Consider the following 15104-nt stretch of genomic DNA (forward strand, 5'->3'; position numbering starts at 1 on the left):
GGACGGGAGGCCCGGTACCAGCTGGTACCGGGCCTCCCGTCCGTCATGGGTCGCGTCTAGCGGCCGAGGAACTTCTGCAGGCTGGCCAGCTCTTCCTCGGTGGGCGCCTTGCCGCCCCTCGGACCGCCGAGTCCGAGACCGGACCCGGTGGGTGCCTGCTGCTGCGGCTGCGCCGCCGCACCCGATGCGAGCGCCGCGCGCTTGGCGGGGTTGCCGACCTTCTTCTTCTTGGCGCCGCCCTGCTGCTGCTTCTTCTTGCCGCCGTGCATGCCCGGGATCGGCCCCATGCCCGGCATCTGCGGCACGCCACCACGGGCGACCGTGCGCATCATCTTCGCTGCCTGCTCGAAGCGGTTGACGAGCGCGTTGACCTCGGTCACCGTGGTGCCGGAGCCCTTCGCGATGCGGAGTCGACGGGAGCCGTTGAGGAGCTTCGGGAGCTCGCGCTCCTGCTTCGTCATCGACTGGATGATCGCCTCGGTCCGGACGATCTCACTCTCGTCGAAGTTGTCGAGCGCCTCGCGCATGCCCTTCGCGCCCGGGAGCATGCCGAGCATGCCCTTGATCGAGCCGGCCTTGCGGAGCTGCTGCATCTGCGCGAGGAAGTCGTTCAGCGTGAACGAGTCGGTCGCGATCTTCTCGGCGACCTTGCGCGCCTCGTCCTCGTCGAACGCGGACTGCGCCTGCTCGATGAGCGACAGGATGTCGCCGAGGTCGAGGATGCGGCTCGCCATGCGGTCCGGGTGGAACGGCTCGAAGTCGTCGAGCCCCTCGCCCGTGGACGCGAACATGATCGGGCGGCCCGTGACGCTGGCGACCGACAGGGCTGCACCACCGCGGGCGTCGCCGTCGAGCTTGGACAGGACGACACCGGTGAAGTCGACGCCCTCCTGGAAGGCGCGAGCGGTCGCGACGGCGTCCTGACCGATCATCGCGTCGATGACGAACAGGACCTCGTCCGGGTCGACGGCCTTGCGGATGTTCGCCGCCTGCTTCATGAGCTCGGCGTCGACACCGAGTCGACCGGCGGTGTCCACGATGACGGTGTCGTACTGCTGGTCGACCGCGGCCTTGATCGCGTTCTTCGCGACCTTGACCGGGTCGCCGACGCCGTTGCCGGGCTCGGGAGCGAACACGTGCACGCCGGCCTGCTCGCCCACGACCTGGAGCTGCTGCACGGCGTTGGGACGCTGGAGGTCCGCCGCGACGAGCATCGGCGTGTGGCCGTCCTTCTTGAGCCACTTGCCGAGCTTGCCCGCGAGCGTCGTCTTGCCGGCGCCCTGGAGGCCCGCGAGCATGATCACGGTCGGCGGTCGCTTCGCGAACTCGAGTCGGCGCTGCTGGCCGCCGAGGATGCCGACGAGTTCCTCGTTGACGATCTGGACGACCTGCTGCGCGGGGTTGAGCGCCTTGTTGACCTCGTCCGAGAGCGCACGTTCCCGCACCGAGGCGGTGAAGGCCTTGACGACCTCGAGCGCGACGTCCGCGTCGAGCAGGGCCCGGCGGATCTCGCGGACGGTGCCGTCGACGTCGGACGGGGACAGACGACCCTTGCTCCGCAGGTTGCGGAAGGTCTCGGTCAGCCGATCGGAGAGTGAGCCGAATTGTGCCATGGTCCGACGATTCTACAGGGCCACCTCCGACCGCCCCGGACCGCCCACGAACCGGTTGTTGGACTGCGTCCAGGAACCGGGGTAGCGTGCTCGACGTGCCCCAGCTCGAGATCATCCGCTGGCCCGGGCTCCTCGACTACGAGGAGGGCCTCGCCGTCCAGCGGTCGTTCCACGCCGACGTCGTCGCCGGCCGCTCCCCCGGCGTCGTCGTGCTCTGCGAGCACCCGAGCGTCTACACGGCCGGGCGCCGCACCGAAGCCGCTGACCTGCCGACCGACGGGTCCCCGGTCATCGACGTCGACCGGGGCGGACGGATCACGTGGCACGGGCCGGGGCAGCTCGTGGCCTACCCGATCGTCCGGCTCGCCGACCCGCTCGACGTCGTCGCTTGGGTCCGCGACCTCGAGCAGGTCGTCCTCGACGCGGCGGCCTCGGTCGGGGTCACCGCCGGACGGGTCGACGGGCGCAGCGGTGTCTGGGTGCCCCGACCGGGCGGCGGCCCGCACGACAAGGTGGGCGCGATCGGCCTGCACGTCGCCGAGCACGTCTCGAGCCACGGCATCGCGGTCAACTGCGACAACGACCTCGCCCCCTACGGCGCGATCGTCCCGTGCGGCATCGCCGACGCGGGCGTCACCACCCTCAGCCGCGCGACCGGCCGCCACGTCACGGTCGACGAGGTCGCCGCCCTCGTCGGGCCGCGGATCCAGCAGGCGGTCGACGGCATGCACGCCGGTCACCGCATCAGCAGCACCACGCGACAGGAGGTCGCCGCATGACCCTCGCCCCCGACGGCCGCCGCATGCTCCGGGTCGAGGCCCGCAACGCCGCGACACCCATCGAGACGAAGCCCGCCTGGATCAAGACCCGCGCGACGCAGGGCCCGGAGTTCCGGGACCTCTCCGTACTGGTCCGGGACAAGCAGCTGCACACCGTCTGCCAGGAGGCCGGCTGCCCGAACATCTTCGAGTGCTGGGAGGACCGGGAGGCCACCTTCCTGATCGGCGGCTCGCAGTGCACCCGGCGCTGCGACTTCTGCCAGATCGACACCGGTAAGCCGAGCCCGCTCGACCGGGGCGAACCCCGGCGTGTGGCGGACTCGGTCGTGTCGATGGGCCTCAAGTACGCGACCGTGACCGGGGTCGCCCGGGACGACCTCGACGACGGCGGCGCCTGGCTCTACGCGGAGACCATCCGACAGGTCCACGAGCACTCCCCCGGCACCGGCGTCGAGATCCTCGTACCGGACTTCAACGGCCGCCCCGACCAGCTCGGGCAGGTGTTCGACGCCCGCCCGGAGGTCTTCGCGCACAACGTCGAGACCGTGCCGCGCATCTTCAAGCGCATCCGGCCCGCGTTCCGCTTCGAGCGCTCGCTCGACGTCCTCACGCAGGGCCGCGACGCGGGCCTGGTGACGAAGTCGAACCTCATCCTCGGCATGGGCGAGGAACGGCACGAGGTCGTCGACGCACTCGAGCAGCTGCACGAGGCGGGTACCGACATCATCACGCTGACGCAGTACCTCCGTCCGTCGCCGCGGCACCTGCCCGTCGCGCGGTGGGTGACGCCGGAGGAGTTCGTCGACCTGCGCGAGATCGCCGAGGACATCGGCTTCGCGGGTGTGCTCGCCGGTCCGCTCGTGCGCTCGTCCTACCGGGCGGGCCGGCTGTGGGCGCGCGCCACCGTTGCGCGCGGCGGCACGGTGCCGCCGCACCTCGCCCACCTGCTCGAGGCGACCCCGGGTCGCCAGGCCGTGTAGCGCCGATCCGGCGACCGACGGACGGACGGGAGGCCCGGTACCAGCTGGTACCGGGCCTCCCGTCTGTCCGTGGTCACGTCCGACGTGACCGGCCGACGCTACGCGCGACCGCGGATGCTCCGGAGGAGCCAGCCGATGACCGCCAGCAGGATGAGCACGATGCCCACCCAGAGCAGGAACTTCAGCGCACCGACGAAGATGCCGCTGAAGAGCAGGACGAGGCCGACGATGATCGCGATGATCAGCAGTGCGGGCATGAGGGTCTCCAATCCCTGGAACGAGACCGAGCGGACGCCCGGGCCGAAGCGGACACTACTCGCGAGCCGGCGACGCCGTTCCCCGAGCACGGAGCCCGGCAGCTGCCCCCGGTCGGGGATCCGGCCCCGGGCGGTCCGCGTCGCGGTCCACCGCACGGCTCCGCAGGAACACCACCGCCAGGATCGGCAGCAGGACGATCTGCCCCCAGATCCCGATGGTCTGCGCCTCGTCCGCCCAGGTCCGGGCGGAGACACCCACGGCCTTCAGCGCGAACGAGTGGAACCACCCGACGAAGAGCAGCAGGTTCGCGGTCACGTAGGCCACCACCCACCCGAGGCGGATCCGCACGACGGCGAAGAACGGCGTCAACCAGAGCACGTACTGCAGCGAGTCGACCTTGTTCGTGACGAGGTACGCACACAGCAGCGCCGCGCTCGTCTCGATCCAGGGCATGCGGCCGCGCCGGAGCCCGATGACCAGACCGACGGCGAGCACGGCCAGCACGGCCACGGCGGTCGCCGCCGTCGAGAGCAGGTTGAGTCGGAGCTGGACCTCCGGGCTGCTCTGCGCGGACCACGGCTGCAGCGCCCAGTACCAGACCGACAGGGTGCTCGGGTCGATGTCCCGGGTGCCCTGGAAGCGGATCACGGAGAACCACGACGTGGCGTTGACGAGCACGAACGGCAGGTTCGCGGCGAGGACCACGCCGAGCGCGCCGGCCACCGCCCCGGCGGCACGACGGACCCGGTCCGGCCAGGACGGCCCGGCGTCCACGAGGAGTGCGAGGACGAACGGTGCCACGAACGCGAGCGGGTACAGCTTGAACGCTCCGCCGAGTCCGAACAGCGCGCCCACCACGACGGCACGCCACACCGGCGCACGTCCGGCCGGCCACCGCACCGCGGCGAAGACGCCCGCGGTCGTGCACACCACGGTGAGCAGGTCCCAGTTGTAGAGCGCGTAGAGGAACAGCGGCGGTGTCGCGGCGAAGATCCACGCGCGCCGGCCGGCCATCCTGGCGAGGAGGACGGTCACGACCACCACCACCGGCACGAACGTGAGCGCCGTCACCACGAGGAACCCGCGGCTGGACCCGACCGGCAGGGCGCTGAGCCAGGCCCACAGCCCGGTGAGGGTCGGGTACTCGAGCGTGCCGGGCGGCAGGCCGCGGGTGGTCAGCGGCCCGACGTAGGGGAAGACGTGCGATGCGAGGTCGCGGATGCCCCAGAGGCTCAGGGTGTCGCCGAGGCAGGCGTGTCGTGTCACGTACGCCAGGTCGAGACCCTCGCCCGCGCACTGCAGCTTCTGGAACAGGCTCCCGACGGTCAGGCCGACGGCGACCACGCACATCACGACGAGCTCGACGGCGGCGACCCCGCCGGCCGGACGGACGCTGCTGCTGCCGGCGATCGCGCGCGTGTTCACGCGCTCGGCGTGGGCGTCCGCTGCGGCTCCGGCGCTCCGTGCACCACCGACACCTCGTCGTCGCGGTCCACCGCCCGGCTGCGCAGGAACACGACCGCCAGGATCGGGAGCAGGACGATCTGCGCCCAGACACCGATCGACATCGCCTCGTCCGCGTAGGTCCGCACGGTGGTCCCGATCGCCTGCAGGTAGATGTGCCGGAACCACCCGGCGAAGAGCAGCGTGTTCGCGGCCAGGTAGGCGATCACCCAACCGCTGCGGATCCGGACGAACACGAAGAACGGCGCGAGCCAGAGCGCGTACTGCAGCGAGTCCACCTTGTTCGCGACCAGGTAGGCGCAGAGGAGCGCCGCGCTGGTCTCGATCCAGGGCATGCGACCGCGACGGACCCCGAGGACGAACCCGGTGACCAGCACCGCGAGCAGTGCCACCGCCGTCGCTCCGGTCGCCAGCAGGTTCAGCGTGTGCTGGAACGCGGGCGAGTCCTCGGCCGACCACGGCTGGAAGGCGTAGTACCAGACCGAGAGCGTCGCCCCGTCGATGTTCCGGATGCCCTGGTAGCGGATCACGGAGAACCACGACTCGGCGTTGATGAGCACGAACGGCAGGTTCGCCACGAGGACCACGCCCACCGAGCCCGCCACCGCGCCGAGGGCACGGCGCACGCGATCGCCCCACGACGCGGTCGCGTCGACGAGCAGGGCGAGGACGAACGGCGCGACGAAGACGAGCGGGTACAGCTTGAAGGCACCGCCGAGACCGAACAGCGCACCGACGACGACGGCCCGCCACACCAGCGACCGCCCGGCCGGCCACCAGACCGCCACCGCGATCGCGACGACCGTGCACATCACCGGGAGCAGGTCCCAGTTGTAGAGCGCGTAGAGGAAGAGCGGCGGCGTGGCCGCGAAGAACCACGCCCGGCGTCCGGCGACGCGGGCCAGCGCCACGACGGTGACGACGACCACGGGCACGAAGGTCAGCGCGGTGACCACGAGGAACCCGTGCAGCGAGCTCACCGGCAGCGCGCTCAGCCACGCCCAGATCCCGCTGAGCGTCGGGTACTCGAGGCTCCCCGGCGGCAGCCCGTTCTCGCCGAGCGGCTGCACGTACGGGAACACGTGCGACGCGAGCTCGCGACTGGAGAACAGGCTCACGGTGTCCGCGAAGCAGGCCTTGCGGGTGGCGGTCACGAAGTCGACCCCGGGGGCGGCGCACTGCAGCTTGTGCAGCAGGCTGCCGATCGTCAGCCCGACCGCGACCACGCACATCACGACGACCTCGAGCACCGAGACGGTGGCCGGCGGTCGGGTCCCTCGCCCGCCGGTCGTGGACGGCGCGGTCGCGGACGACACCACGGCGCTCAACCGACCAGGTTCTGGACGAAGACGTGCGGGGTGAAGCCGGTGAGGTCGTTGATGCCCTCACCCTGCCCGATGAGCTTGATGGGGATGCCGGTCTTCTCCTGCACGCTGAGCACGAAGCCGGCCTTGGCCGATCCGTCGAGCTTGGTGATGACGAGTCCGGTGACGCCGGCACCCTCGATGAAGGCCTGCGCCTGGGCGAGACCGTTCTGCCCGGTGGTGGCGTCCAGGACGAGCAGCACCTCGGCGATCTCGGTCTGCTTCTCGACGACGCGCTTGATCTTGCCGAGCTCGTCCATCAGGCCGGCCTTGGTGTGCAGTCGGCCGGCGGTGTCGATCACGACGATCTCGGTGCCGTCGCGCATGGCCTTCTCGACCGTCTGGTACGCCACCGAGGCCGGGTCCTGGCCGGGCTGCGCCGGTCGGACGACCTCGACCCCGGCGCGCTGCGCCCACGTCGCGACCTGCTCGACCGCCGCCGCGCGGAACGTGTCCGCCGCGCCGACCACGACCGTGCGGTCGTAGGTCTTGAGGAACTTCGCGAACTTGCCGATCGTCGTGGTCTTGCCGACGCCGTTGACGCCGACGACGAGCACGACCGCCGGGCGGTTGCTGAGCTTGAGGGTCGTGTCGAGCTTCGACAGGCGCTCCTCGAGCACCTCGCGGAGCATGCGCTGCAGGTCGGCAGGGTCCGTCGTGCCGTACCGGTCGACGCGGGCGTGGAGGTCCTCGATGACCTCGTCCGCGATGTCGGGGCCGAAATCCGCACCGATCAACGCGGTCTCGAGATCGTCCCACGTGGTCTCGTCGATGGTCTTCCGCTGGAACAGGCCGCGCAGACGGGTGGACAGTGACCAGGAACTCGCCATGCTCCCAGCTTAGGGCGCGACCAGTGGACGCTGCGCCCGGTATCCTCGGGTCCTGAAGGGGAGTACTCCCGCGCGGCGCACCCGTCAGTACGGTCTGGGACGATCCAGACCCGGGACGCCGGTCGTGTCCGACCAGTCGGTCGACACGGCGGAGGAGACCTTCAGGCATCGGCGTACCCGCTCCGCGGGACGCCCCGAACCTGAAGGACATCCATTGGACGTTCCCCTCTTCGTCTGGCTCCTCACCATCGCGGGCATCCTCGCGCTGCTGGTGTTCGACTTCTACTCGCACGTGCGGACCCCGCACGTCCCGCACATCAAGGAGTCCGCGTTCTGGTCGGCGTTCTACGTCGGGCTCGCGATCCTGTTCGGTGTCGGGATCCTGGTCTTCGGCGGCGGTCAGGCCGGTGGCGAGTACTTCGCCGGCTGGTTGACCGAGAAGGCCCTGTCGGTCGACAACCTGTTCGTCTTCCTCATCATCATGTCGAGCTTCGCGGTGCCGAAGGAGTTCCAGCAGAAGGTCCTGCTGGTCGGCGTCGCGATCGCCCTCGTCGCCCGAGGCGTCTTCATCGCCCTCGGCGTCACGATCATCGAGAACTTCTCGTGGGTCTTCTACCTGTTCGGCGCGCTGCTGTTCTGGCTCGCCTGGTCGCAGGCGAAGGGCGGCGGGCACGACGAGACCGAGGGCGACTCGAAGCTCATCCGTGTCCTGCGTCGCATCATCCCGACCACGGACGACTACCACGGTGACAAGCTCACGGCCCGTGTCGACGGCAAGCGCCTGTTCACCCCGATGCTGCTCGTCATGGTCGCGATCGGCCTCACCGACGTGCTGTTCGCCCTGGACTCGATCCCCGCGATCTTCGGTCTGACGCAGGACGCGTTCATCGTGTTCACCGCCAACGCGTTCTCCCTGCTGGGTCTGCGTCAGCTGTACTTCCTCATCGCGGGGCTGCTCGAGCGCCTCATCTACCTCGGTCAGGGCCTGGCGGTCATCCTCGCCTTCATCGGCGTCAAGCTCGTCTTCCACGCCATGCATGTCAACGAGCTGCCCTTCATCAACGGCGGCGAGCACATCGAGTGGGCCCCGGAGATCCCGATCTGGTTCTCGCTGAGCTTCATCGCGCTGACGATCGCGGTGGCCACGGCCGCCTCGCTCATCGTCTCCAAGAAGCGCCAGGAGCGCGGCCTGACCCCGACGGGCGAGCCGAAGGAGGCCGTGGAGGCCGACGCGAAGTAGTCGCGACCACGTGGCGGACGGGAGGCGCGGTGCCGGCTGGCACCGCGCCTCCCGTCCGTCTCCGCACCCCGAGACTCGCCCCAGCGGACGGTTTCGCGGTGTCCCCGTCACGAACGTGCCCGCCGAGCCGAGTCTCGCCGTGCGGCCGCCAGCGCGCCAGCGCGACGCGGGCCGGGCGCGGGCGCGCTACGCGACCGCGGCCGCGTCCGCGGGCTCGCGCCGCTGCACACGCTGGCCGACCACGGCGGACACGCCGTCCTGCCGCATCGAGACGCCGTACAGCGCGTCGGCGATCTCCATCGTGCGCTTCTGGTGCGTGATCACGATGAGCTGCGACGACTCCCGCAGTCGCTCGAACACGGTGAGCAGCCGCCCGAGGTTGGCGTCGTCGAGCGCCGCCTCGACCTCGTCCATGATGTAGAACGGCGACGGCCTGGCGGTGAAGATCGCCACGAGCAGGGCCACCGCCGCGAGCGAGCGTTCACCGCCCGACAGGAGCGTCAACCGGTCGATCTTCTTGCCCGCTGGCTTCACCTGGACGTCGAGCCCCGTCGCGAGCATGTCGTCGGGGTCCGTCAGCGTGATCGATCCCGTGCCGCCCGGGAACAGGATCGGGAAGATCACGTCGAACGCGGCCTTCGTGTCGTTGTACGCCGCCTCGAAGATCGTCTGCATCTTCGTGTCGAGCTCCTCGATGATGGTGAGGAGGTCGGTCCGGGTCTTCTGCAGGTCGTCGAGCTGCTCCGCGAGGAAGGCGTGCCGCTGCTCGAGCGCCTGGAACTCCTCGAGCGCGAGGGGGTTCACCTTGCCGAGCCGGCCGAGGTCGCGCTCCGCCGCCGCGAGCCGCTGCTCCTGCTCCGCGCGGACGTACGGCACCGTCTCGACGTCGGCGGGGTCGACCTCGTCGGTGGTGTCGAGCTCGGGCAGCGCCGGACCGCCGGGCAGTGTCGACTCGGCGTCGACGAGCCCGGGCAGGTCGGCGTCGACATCGACATCGGCGTCGACATCGGCGACGGCGGTCGTGGCGGCGTCGCCATCGGGAGCGTCCGCATCGGGCGCCGCTGCGGCCTCCGCCGCCGCCCGTGCCCGGTCGGCCTCGCGGTGGCGACGCGCGAGCACCCGTGGGTCGACCAGGACGTCCACCGGCACCGGCACGTCCGGCCCGTACTCCGCGACGAGCACGGCCTCGTTCAGCCCGAGGTCGCTCTGCGCGCGGTCGAGCACGCCGGACACGTGCAGCTTCTTCTCGTAGATCTCCATCTCGAGCGAGTGCACGCCGTCGGTGATGGTCTGCAGCCGCTCGCGGAGCTCGCGCTCCTCGTTGCGGACGACCTGCAGTTCGGTGTTCCGCTTCGTGCGCTCGGCCTCCTCGGTCGCGAGCTGCACCCGGGCCTCGGCGAGCGACCGGTCGACCGCGCCGAGCACGCCCGGCAGGTCGGCGAGCACCCCCTCGGCGACGGCGATCTGTCCGCGCCGGATCACCGCGAGCCGCGCTGCCTCCTCCGCAGCCGCACGCTCCGCCTCGAGCTGCCGCTGCAGACCGGCCGCACGGTTCCGCTCCGACCGGGCCCGCTCCCGCACGGTCTCCACCTGGATGCGCTGCTCGATCTCCGCGGCCCGCGCGGACTCGACGGCGTCCTGCAGCGCCGGGCGCCCGGACGCGTCGACGACGGGTCGCGGTCGCTCCTCGAACCCCCGCAGCGCGTCCTCGGCCCCGGCCAGCGCGGCGTCGACCGCCTCGACCGCACCGTCCGTCTCGCCCAGGGCGGCGCGCAGACGTTCCACCTCGGCCGCGGCGTTCTCCGCCCCGGCGCGGACCGCGGCACTGGAGCGGTCGTAGTCGGCGACCGCCGCGGTGTGCGCGCGCAGCGCGCGATCGGCCTCGTCGGCACGGCGGCGCACGTCCTCGACCTCCTGGCGAGCGGCCTGGAGGCCCGTGGCCGCGTCCGCCGCGTCCGCCGCGACCGCGTCACGGCGGGCCCGCGCGTCGTCGCGTTCCGCCACGAGCTCGATGCGGGAGACCGTGCGCGCGCCACCGCCGGTCACCCGGACGGTGCGGACGAGGTCACCCGACCGCGTGACGACCGTCGCGTGCGGGGCGGCGGCGAGCACGGCCTCCAGGTCGACGTCGTCCGCCACCGCGACCAGCGTCCCGCGGAGCACCGCGGTGATCGCGGTCGGCCCCTGCACCACGTCGAGGGCCGGACGCACGCCCGGCGGCAGCGACGCGGGGAGCCCCGGCCCGTCGAGCTCCGCGTCCGCGACGACGACGTCCACGCGGCCGAGGTCGGCGCCGCGCGCGTGGGCGACCGTGGCGAGGGCGGTGCCGCGGTCGGTGGCGAGGACCGCGTCGGCGAGCCCGTCCAGCGCTGTGGCGATCGAGGCCTCGAACCCGGGCTCGACCGTCAGCGCGTCGGCGAGGCGACCGAGCACGCCTTCGCGCCGGGCGTCGATCACCGCCTGCGACCCGTCCCGGACGTCGATCGACATGCCGAGGGCCGCGACCCGGGCGTCGAGTGCGTCGCGCTCGCGTTCCAGGGCGTGGAGCTGGTCGCGCAGGGTCTCGCGCGCCGTCTGCGCTGCCTCGAGCCGCTGCCGCGCCGTGTCGTGCGCGCCGGCGAGTGCGTCCGCGTCCACCCCGGCGGAGGGGTCGTCCCCGATGTCGTGCAGGGCCCCGGCGGCACGGGCCGCTCGGTCCTCGGCCTCGGCCAGCGCCCGGGTCCGGCGCTCGCGGTCCGCGACGACGGAGGCGCGGCGCGACCGCTGCACGTCCACGGCGTTGCGGAGGCGCTGGGCCTCGAGGTCGTGCTGCGAGACGAGCGCGGCCTGCGCGGCGATCTGCTCGTCGAGGGCGTCCAGGCGGGCCCGCGCCTGCTCGACGGCCGCCGCCGCTGCCCCGGACCCGGCTGCCATCTCGGCGGCACGGGCCTCGAGCCGGTCCGCCTCGGCACGGACGCCCTGCACCCGCTCCGGCGTGATCGTGGGGCCCTGCTGCGGCGCGTCGGCCTGCTGGGCGAGGAACATCAGGCGCTGGTTCGCCAGGCTCGACAGCCCGCGGAGCCGCTCCTGCACGCTCTCCAGCCGGTGCACGACGGTCCGGGCGCGGTCGACGGCGTCACCGACCATGCTCTGCTCGACCTGCTGCTGCCGGGCACGGGTCTGGTCGAGGCGCTCCTGCAGGACGATGCGCTCGGACTTCCGGCCCGTCTCGACCTCCTGGTGCTCGTGGAGCTCACGGCGCAGCCGGACGACCTCGTCGGCCAGGAGGCGGGCCTTGGCGTCGCGGGCCACCGCGGCGACGGACTGCGCCTTGCGCGCGACCTCGGCCTGCCGACCGAGCGGCTTCAGCTGCCGACGGATCTCCCCCGCGAGGTCGGACAACCGCGTCAGGTTCGTCTGCATGGCGTCGAGCTTGCGGAGCGTCTTCTCCTTGCGACGCCGGTGCTTGAGGATCCCGGCGGCCTCCTCGATGAAGCCGCGGCGGTCCTCCGGCGTGGCGTGCAGCACCTTGTCGAGCTGGCCCTGCCCGACGATCACGTGCATCTCGCGACCGAGCCCGGTGTCGCTCAGGAGTTCCTGCACGTCGAGCAGCCGGCAGTTCTCGCCGTTGATGGCGTACTCGCTGCCACCGTTCCGGAAGAGCGTGCGGGCGATCGTCACCTCGGAGTACTCGATCGGCAGCAGGCCGTCGGTGTTGTCGATGGTCAGGAGCACCTGCGCGCGACCGAGCGGACCGCGCGTCGAGGTGCCCGCGAAGATGACGTCCTCCATCTTGCCGCCGCGGAGGGTCTTCGCGCCCTGCTCCCCCATCACCCAGGCGAGGGCGTCCACCACGTTCGACTTGCCCGAGCCGTTCGGGCCGACGATGCAGGTGACGCCGGGCTCGAACGCGAACGTCGTCGGCTGCGCGAAGGACTTGAACCCCTTGATGGTCAGGCTCTTCAAGTACATGCGGGTCTCCGGGTGCTCGGTTGCGCGTCAGGCTAACGCCTGCGTCGGCGCGGAGCGGGTTGGCACACGGGGCACCGGTGGCTCGACCGGTTCATGAAGGCCTCGCGCACGATGGTCGTGCCGCAGCGCGGGCACGGCTTCCCCTGCTGTCCGTAGACCGCGAGACGCTGCGAGAAGTACCCGGACTGCCCGTTCACGTTGACGTACTGCGCGTCGAAGCTCGTCCCGCCGTCCTCGAGGGCACGGGCGAGCACGGTGCGGACCTCGGCCAGGAGCCGGTGCAGGTCGGCCCGCGGCAGGCGGTCGGCCGGACGGTCGAAGTGCAGCTGCGCGGCCCAGAGCGACTCGTCGGCGTAGATGTTGCCGATGCCGCTCACCACGCCCTGGTCGAGCAGGACGCGCTTGATGCCACTGGAACGCTTCCGCGCCATCGCGACGAAGCGGTCGTCGTCGAACGCCGGGTCGAGCGGGTCCCGGGCGATGTGCGACACCTGGGTCGGGATGCTCCTCCGCCACGGCGCGTCGGGGTCGTGGGCGTCGACCGCACCGGCGGACCCGGCCGGGGCCCCGTCGACGGTCGGCACCATCGCGTCGATCGCCATCGACCCGAAGGTCCGCTGATCGACGAACTCCAGCGCGACCGGCTGCTCGGGACGGCCGTCGCGGTCGGTCCCCGTCGGTTGCACGTCGATCAGGATGCGGCGGTGCTTCGCGGCCGGTCGGTCGCGGCCGAGCAGGACCTGACCGGACATCCCCAGGTGGGTGACGAGTGCCTCGGGTCGGTCGCCGTCGCGCTCGGGGACGAGGGGGAACCACATGAACTTGCCACGGCGCACGGCCGCGGCGATCGTGCGGTCGGTCAGGCGTTCGGCGAAGTCCTCGGCCGGGCCGTCGTGCCGGGTGAGTGCGCGGTCGTCGACCACGTCGACGTGCAGCACGCGGGCACCAGTGACGGCGGGTTCGAGGCCGGCGCGGACGACCTCGACCTCGGGGAGTTCGGGCACGCGGTCAGGCCGCCCGGCCGGAGAGCCGCGTCCACGCCTCGAGCGCGGCGGCCATCTCGGCGGTCTTCTTGCTGGTGCCGGACCCCGTCGACACGTCCTCGCCCTGCAGCACGACCGTCGCGTGGAAGGTCTTGTCGTGGTCGGGGCCCTCCTCGGTCACCCGGTAGGCCGGGTTGCCGAGGGACAGGCTCGCGGCGAGCTCCTGCAGGCTCGTCTTCGGGTCCATGGCGGCGCCGAAGCGGTCCGGGTCGACGAGCAGCGGCTCGACCAGTCGCAGCACCAGGTCCGTCGCGGCGTCGGGGCCCGCGGACAGGAACGTCGCACCGATGACGGCCTCGACCGTGTCGGCCAGGATCGACGCCTTGCCCCGGCCGCCGGTCTGCTCCTCGCCCTTGCCGAGGCGCAGGTAGGAGCCGAGCCCGATCATGCGGGCGATCTCGGCCAGGGCGACCGTCGAGACGAGGCTGGCGCGCCGCTTGGCGAGCTCACCTTCGTCGAGGTCGGGGAACGACCGGAAGAGCTTCACGGTCACGGCCTGGCCGAGGATGGAGTCCCCGAGGAACTCGAGGCGCTCGTTGTGCTTGATGCCCCCGTGCTCGTACGCGTACGAGCGGTGCGTGAGGGCGAGCTGGAGCAGCTCGGCGTCGATCTGGACGTCGAGGATGCCCTGCAGACGAACGACGTCCGGCCCCACGGGGCGGGACCCCGTGGCGCCGGACGTCGCTGTCATGTGGTCCGGTCCGATCAGACGTCGGCGACCTTGCGGCCCTTGTACTCCATGTACAGGGCGGTGCCGGCCGAGTCCTCGACGACCTTCGCGCGGTGCGGGAGGCTGTAGGTGACCTTGCCGTTCTCGATCGTCTTCACGAGCTGGACCGGCGCGGCCTTCCACTGCGAACGACGGGCGTGCGTGTTGGCACGGGACTGCTTGCGCTTGGGAACGGCCATGGTGGTTCTCTTTCGGTTGGTCGGTGGTCAGGGTCGAGGTGCGTCAGGCCGTGCGGCCGTCGCCCTCGGGGCTCTGGGTGGGGGTGCTGTCGTCGGCGTCGGTGCTGTCGGCGTCGGTGCTGTCCGCGTCGGCGCCCCGGAAGCCGCTCAGCGCGGCCCAACGCGGGTCGACGACCTCGCGCGGGGTGACCTCGCCGAGGTCGGCCAGCCGCTCACCCGTGACGGGGTCGAGGCCGGGGCAGTCCGGCCGGCAGACCGGCTGGAACGGCAGCGCCAGCACTACCGCATCTCGAACGACCGGTTCACAATCCACGTGGTCATCGTGAACGAAGAAGTCGAAATCCTCCGAGACATCGTACGCGAACAGCTCGGCGAAGTCGACTTCGACCGGTTCGCTGATGTCGATGAGGCAGCGCGAGCACTCCCCCGTGGCCTCGGCCGAGGCGTGTCCGGAGACCAGGACACCCTCGTGCAGGCCCTCGAGCTTCACGTCGAGCTGCAGCGTGGCGCCCTCGCGCACGGCGATGACGCCGGCGCCCATCGCGTCCGGCACCTCGACGTCGAGCGAGTGCTCGCGCATCTCGCCCGGCCGGTGCGCGAGGTCGCGCACGCGCAGGGCGAAGGGGCTGTTCACGGGGGAAGACACGATCGACGAGTCTACCGCGATCTCCTG

Annotated in this window: 13 protein-coding genes; 3 read left to right on the top strand and 10 right to left on the bottom strand. The window is 71.6% G+C overall.

Annotated features, from left to right (window positions below; translation table 11 throughout):
- Nucleotides 1–56: 56 nt before the first annotated feature.
- The gene (gene ffh / locus Q9R28_RS04185; protein WP_311205529.1) at nt 57–1613 is read right to left on the bottom strand and encodes a signal recognition particle protein; all 1557 of its coding nucleotides are present in this window, start codon (nt 1611–1613) and stop codon (nt 57–59) included.
- Between the two features lie 95 nt (nt 1614–1708).
- Here ffh and lipB point away from each other — a divergent pair, with 95 nt between their 5' ends.
- Both lipB and lipA read left to right on the top strand, forming a co-directional pair.
- Nucleotides 1709–2392 carry a lipoyl(octanoyl) transferase LipB gene (gene lipB, locus Q9R28_RS04190; RefSeq protein ID WP_374109578.1) on the top strand — a complete coding sequence of 228 codons (684 nt, stop codon included), beginning with the start codon at nt 1709–1711 and terminating at the stop codon, nt 2390–2392.
- A complete protein-coding gene (gene lipA, locus Q9R28_RS04195; RefSeq protein WP_251159679.1) occupies nt 2389–3372 on the top strand; it encodes a lipoyl synthase in 984 nt (327 codons plus the stop codon). Before lipB ends, lipA begins: the two co-directional genes overlap by 4 nt.
- Nucleotides 3373–3470: 98 nt before the next feature.
- Here the strand turns inward: lipA and Q9R28_RS04200 are convergent, their stop codons facing one another.
- The 4 genes from Q9R28_RS04200 to ftsY are packed head-to-tail and all read right to left on the bottom strand — an operon-like array spanning nt 3471 to nt 7288.
- Entirely contained in the window at nt 3471–3629 is a 159-nt protein-coding gene (locus Q9R28_RS04200) for a DUF4175 domain-containing protein (RefSeq protein ID WP_137767577.1), read from the bottom strand.
- A gap of 55 nt (nt 3630–3684) precedes the next feature.
- Complete coding sequence (locus Q9R28_RS04205; protein ID WP_066654844.1) at nt 3685–5055, bottom strand: hypothetical protein; 1371 nt, start codon at nt 5053–5055, stop codon at nt 3685–3687.
- Entirely contained in the window at nt 5052–6422 is a 1371-nt protein-coding gene (locus Q9R28_RS04210) for a hypothetical protein (protein WP_144411318.1), read from the bottom strand. The genes Q9R28_RS04205 and Q9R28_RS04210 overlap by 4 nt, the downstream gene beginning before the upstream one ends.
- Nucleotides 6419–7288 (bottom strand): signal recognition particle-docking protein FtsY, encoded by an 870-nt coding sequence (gene ftsY / locus Q9R28_RS04215; RefSeq protein ID WP_058748735.1) that lies wholly within the window; start codon nt 7286–7288, stop codon nt 6419–6421. The genes Q9R28_RS04210 and ftsY overlap by 4 nt, the downstream gene beginning before the upstream one ends.
- Nucleotides 7289–7502: 214 nt before the next feature.
- Here ftsY and Q9R28_RS04220 point away from each other — a divergent pair, with 214 nt between their 5' ends.
- Nucleotides 7503–8528 carry a TerC family protein gene (locus tag Q9R28_RS04220; RefSeq protein WP_066654849.1) on the top strand — a complete coding sequence of 342 codons (1026 nt, stop codon included), beginning with the start codon at nt 7503–7505 and terminating at the stop codon, nt 8526–8528.
- A 186-nt stretch (nt 8529–8714) separates the two neighbouring features.
- On the opposite strand, the gene Q9R28_RS04225 is transcribed toward Q9R28_RS04220, so the two are convergent.
- Genes Q9R28_RS04225 through Q9R28_RS04245 form a run of 5 tightly spaced genes read right to left on the bottom strand, consistent with a single transcriptional unit; the run spans nt 8715 to nt 15065 of the window.
- Nucleotides 8715–12479, bottom strand: a complete 3765-nt coding sequence (locus tag Q9R28_RS04225; protein WP_311205530.1) for an AAA family ATPase — start codon at nt 12477–12479, stop codon at nt 8715–8717.
- A 32-nt stretch (nt 12480–12511) separates the two neighbouring features.
- Nucleotides 12512–13483, bottom strand: a complete 972-nt coding sequence (mutM, locus tag Q9R28_RS04230) for a bifunctional DNA-formamidopyrimidine glycosylase/DNA-(apurinic or apyrimidinic site) lyase (protein ID WP_311205531.1) — start codon at nt 13481–13483, stop codon at nt 12512–12514.
- A 4-nt stretch (nt 13484–13487) separates the two neighbouring features.
- Complete coding sequence (gene rnc, locus Q9R28_RS04235) at nt 13488–14213, bottom strand: ribonuclease III (RefSeq protein ID WP_066654858.1); 726 nt, start codon at nt 14211–14213, stop codon at nt 13488–13490.
- 14 nt (nt 14214–14227) lie between these two features.
- On the bottom strand, nt 14228–14431 hold the full coding sequence (rpmF, locus tag Q9R28_RS04240) for a 50S ribosomal protein L32 (RefSeq protein ID WP_058728177.1): 204 nt from the start codon (nt 14429–14431) through the stop codon (nt 14228–14230).
- 43 nt (nt 14432–14474) lie between these two features.
- Nucleotides 14475–15065: a DUF177 domain-containing protein gene (locus tag Q9R28_RS04245; protein WP_066654860.1), complete on the bottom strand. Its 591-nt coding sequence runs from the start codon at nt 15063–15065 to the stop codon at nt 14475–14477.
- Nucleotides 15066–15104 lie beyond the last annotated feature (39 nt).

This window comes from Curtobacterium sp. BRD11, assembly GCF_031844345.1.
GTDB lineage: Bacteria > Actinomycetota > Actinomycetes > Actinomycetales > Microbacteriaceae > Curtobacterium.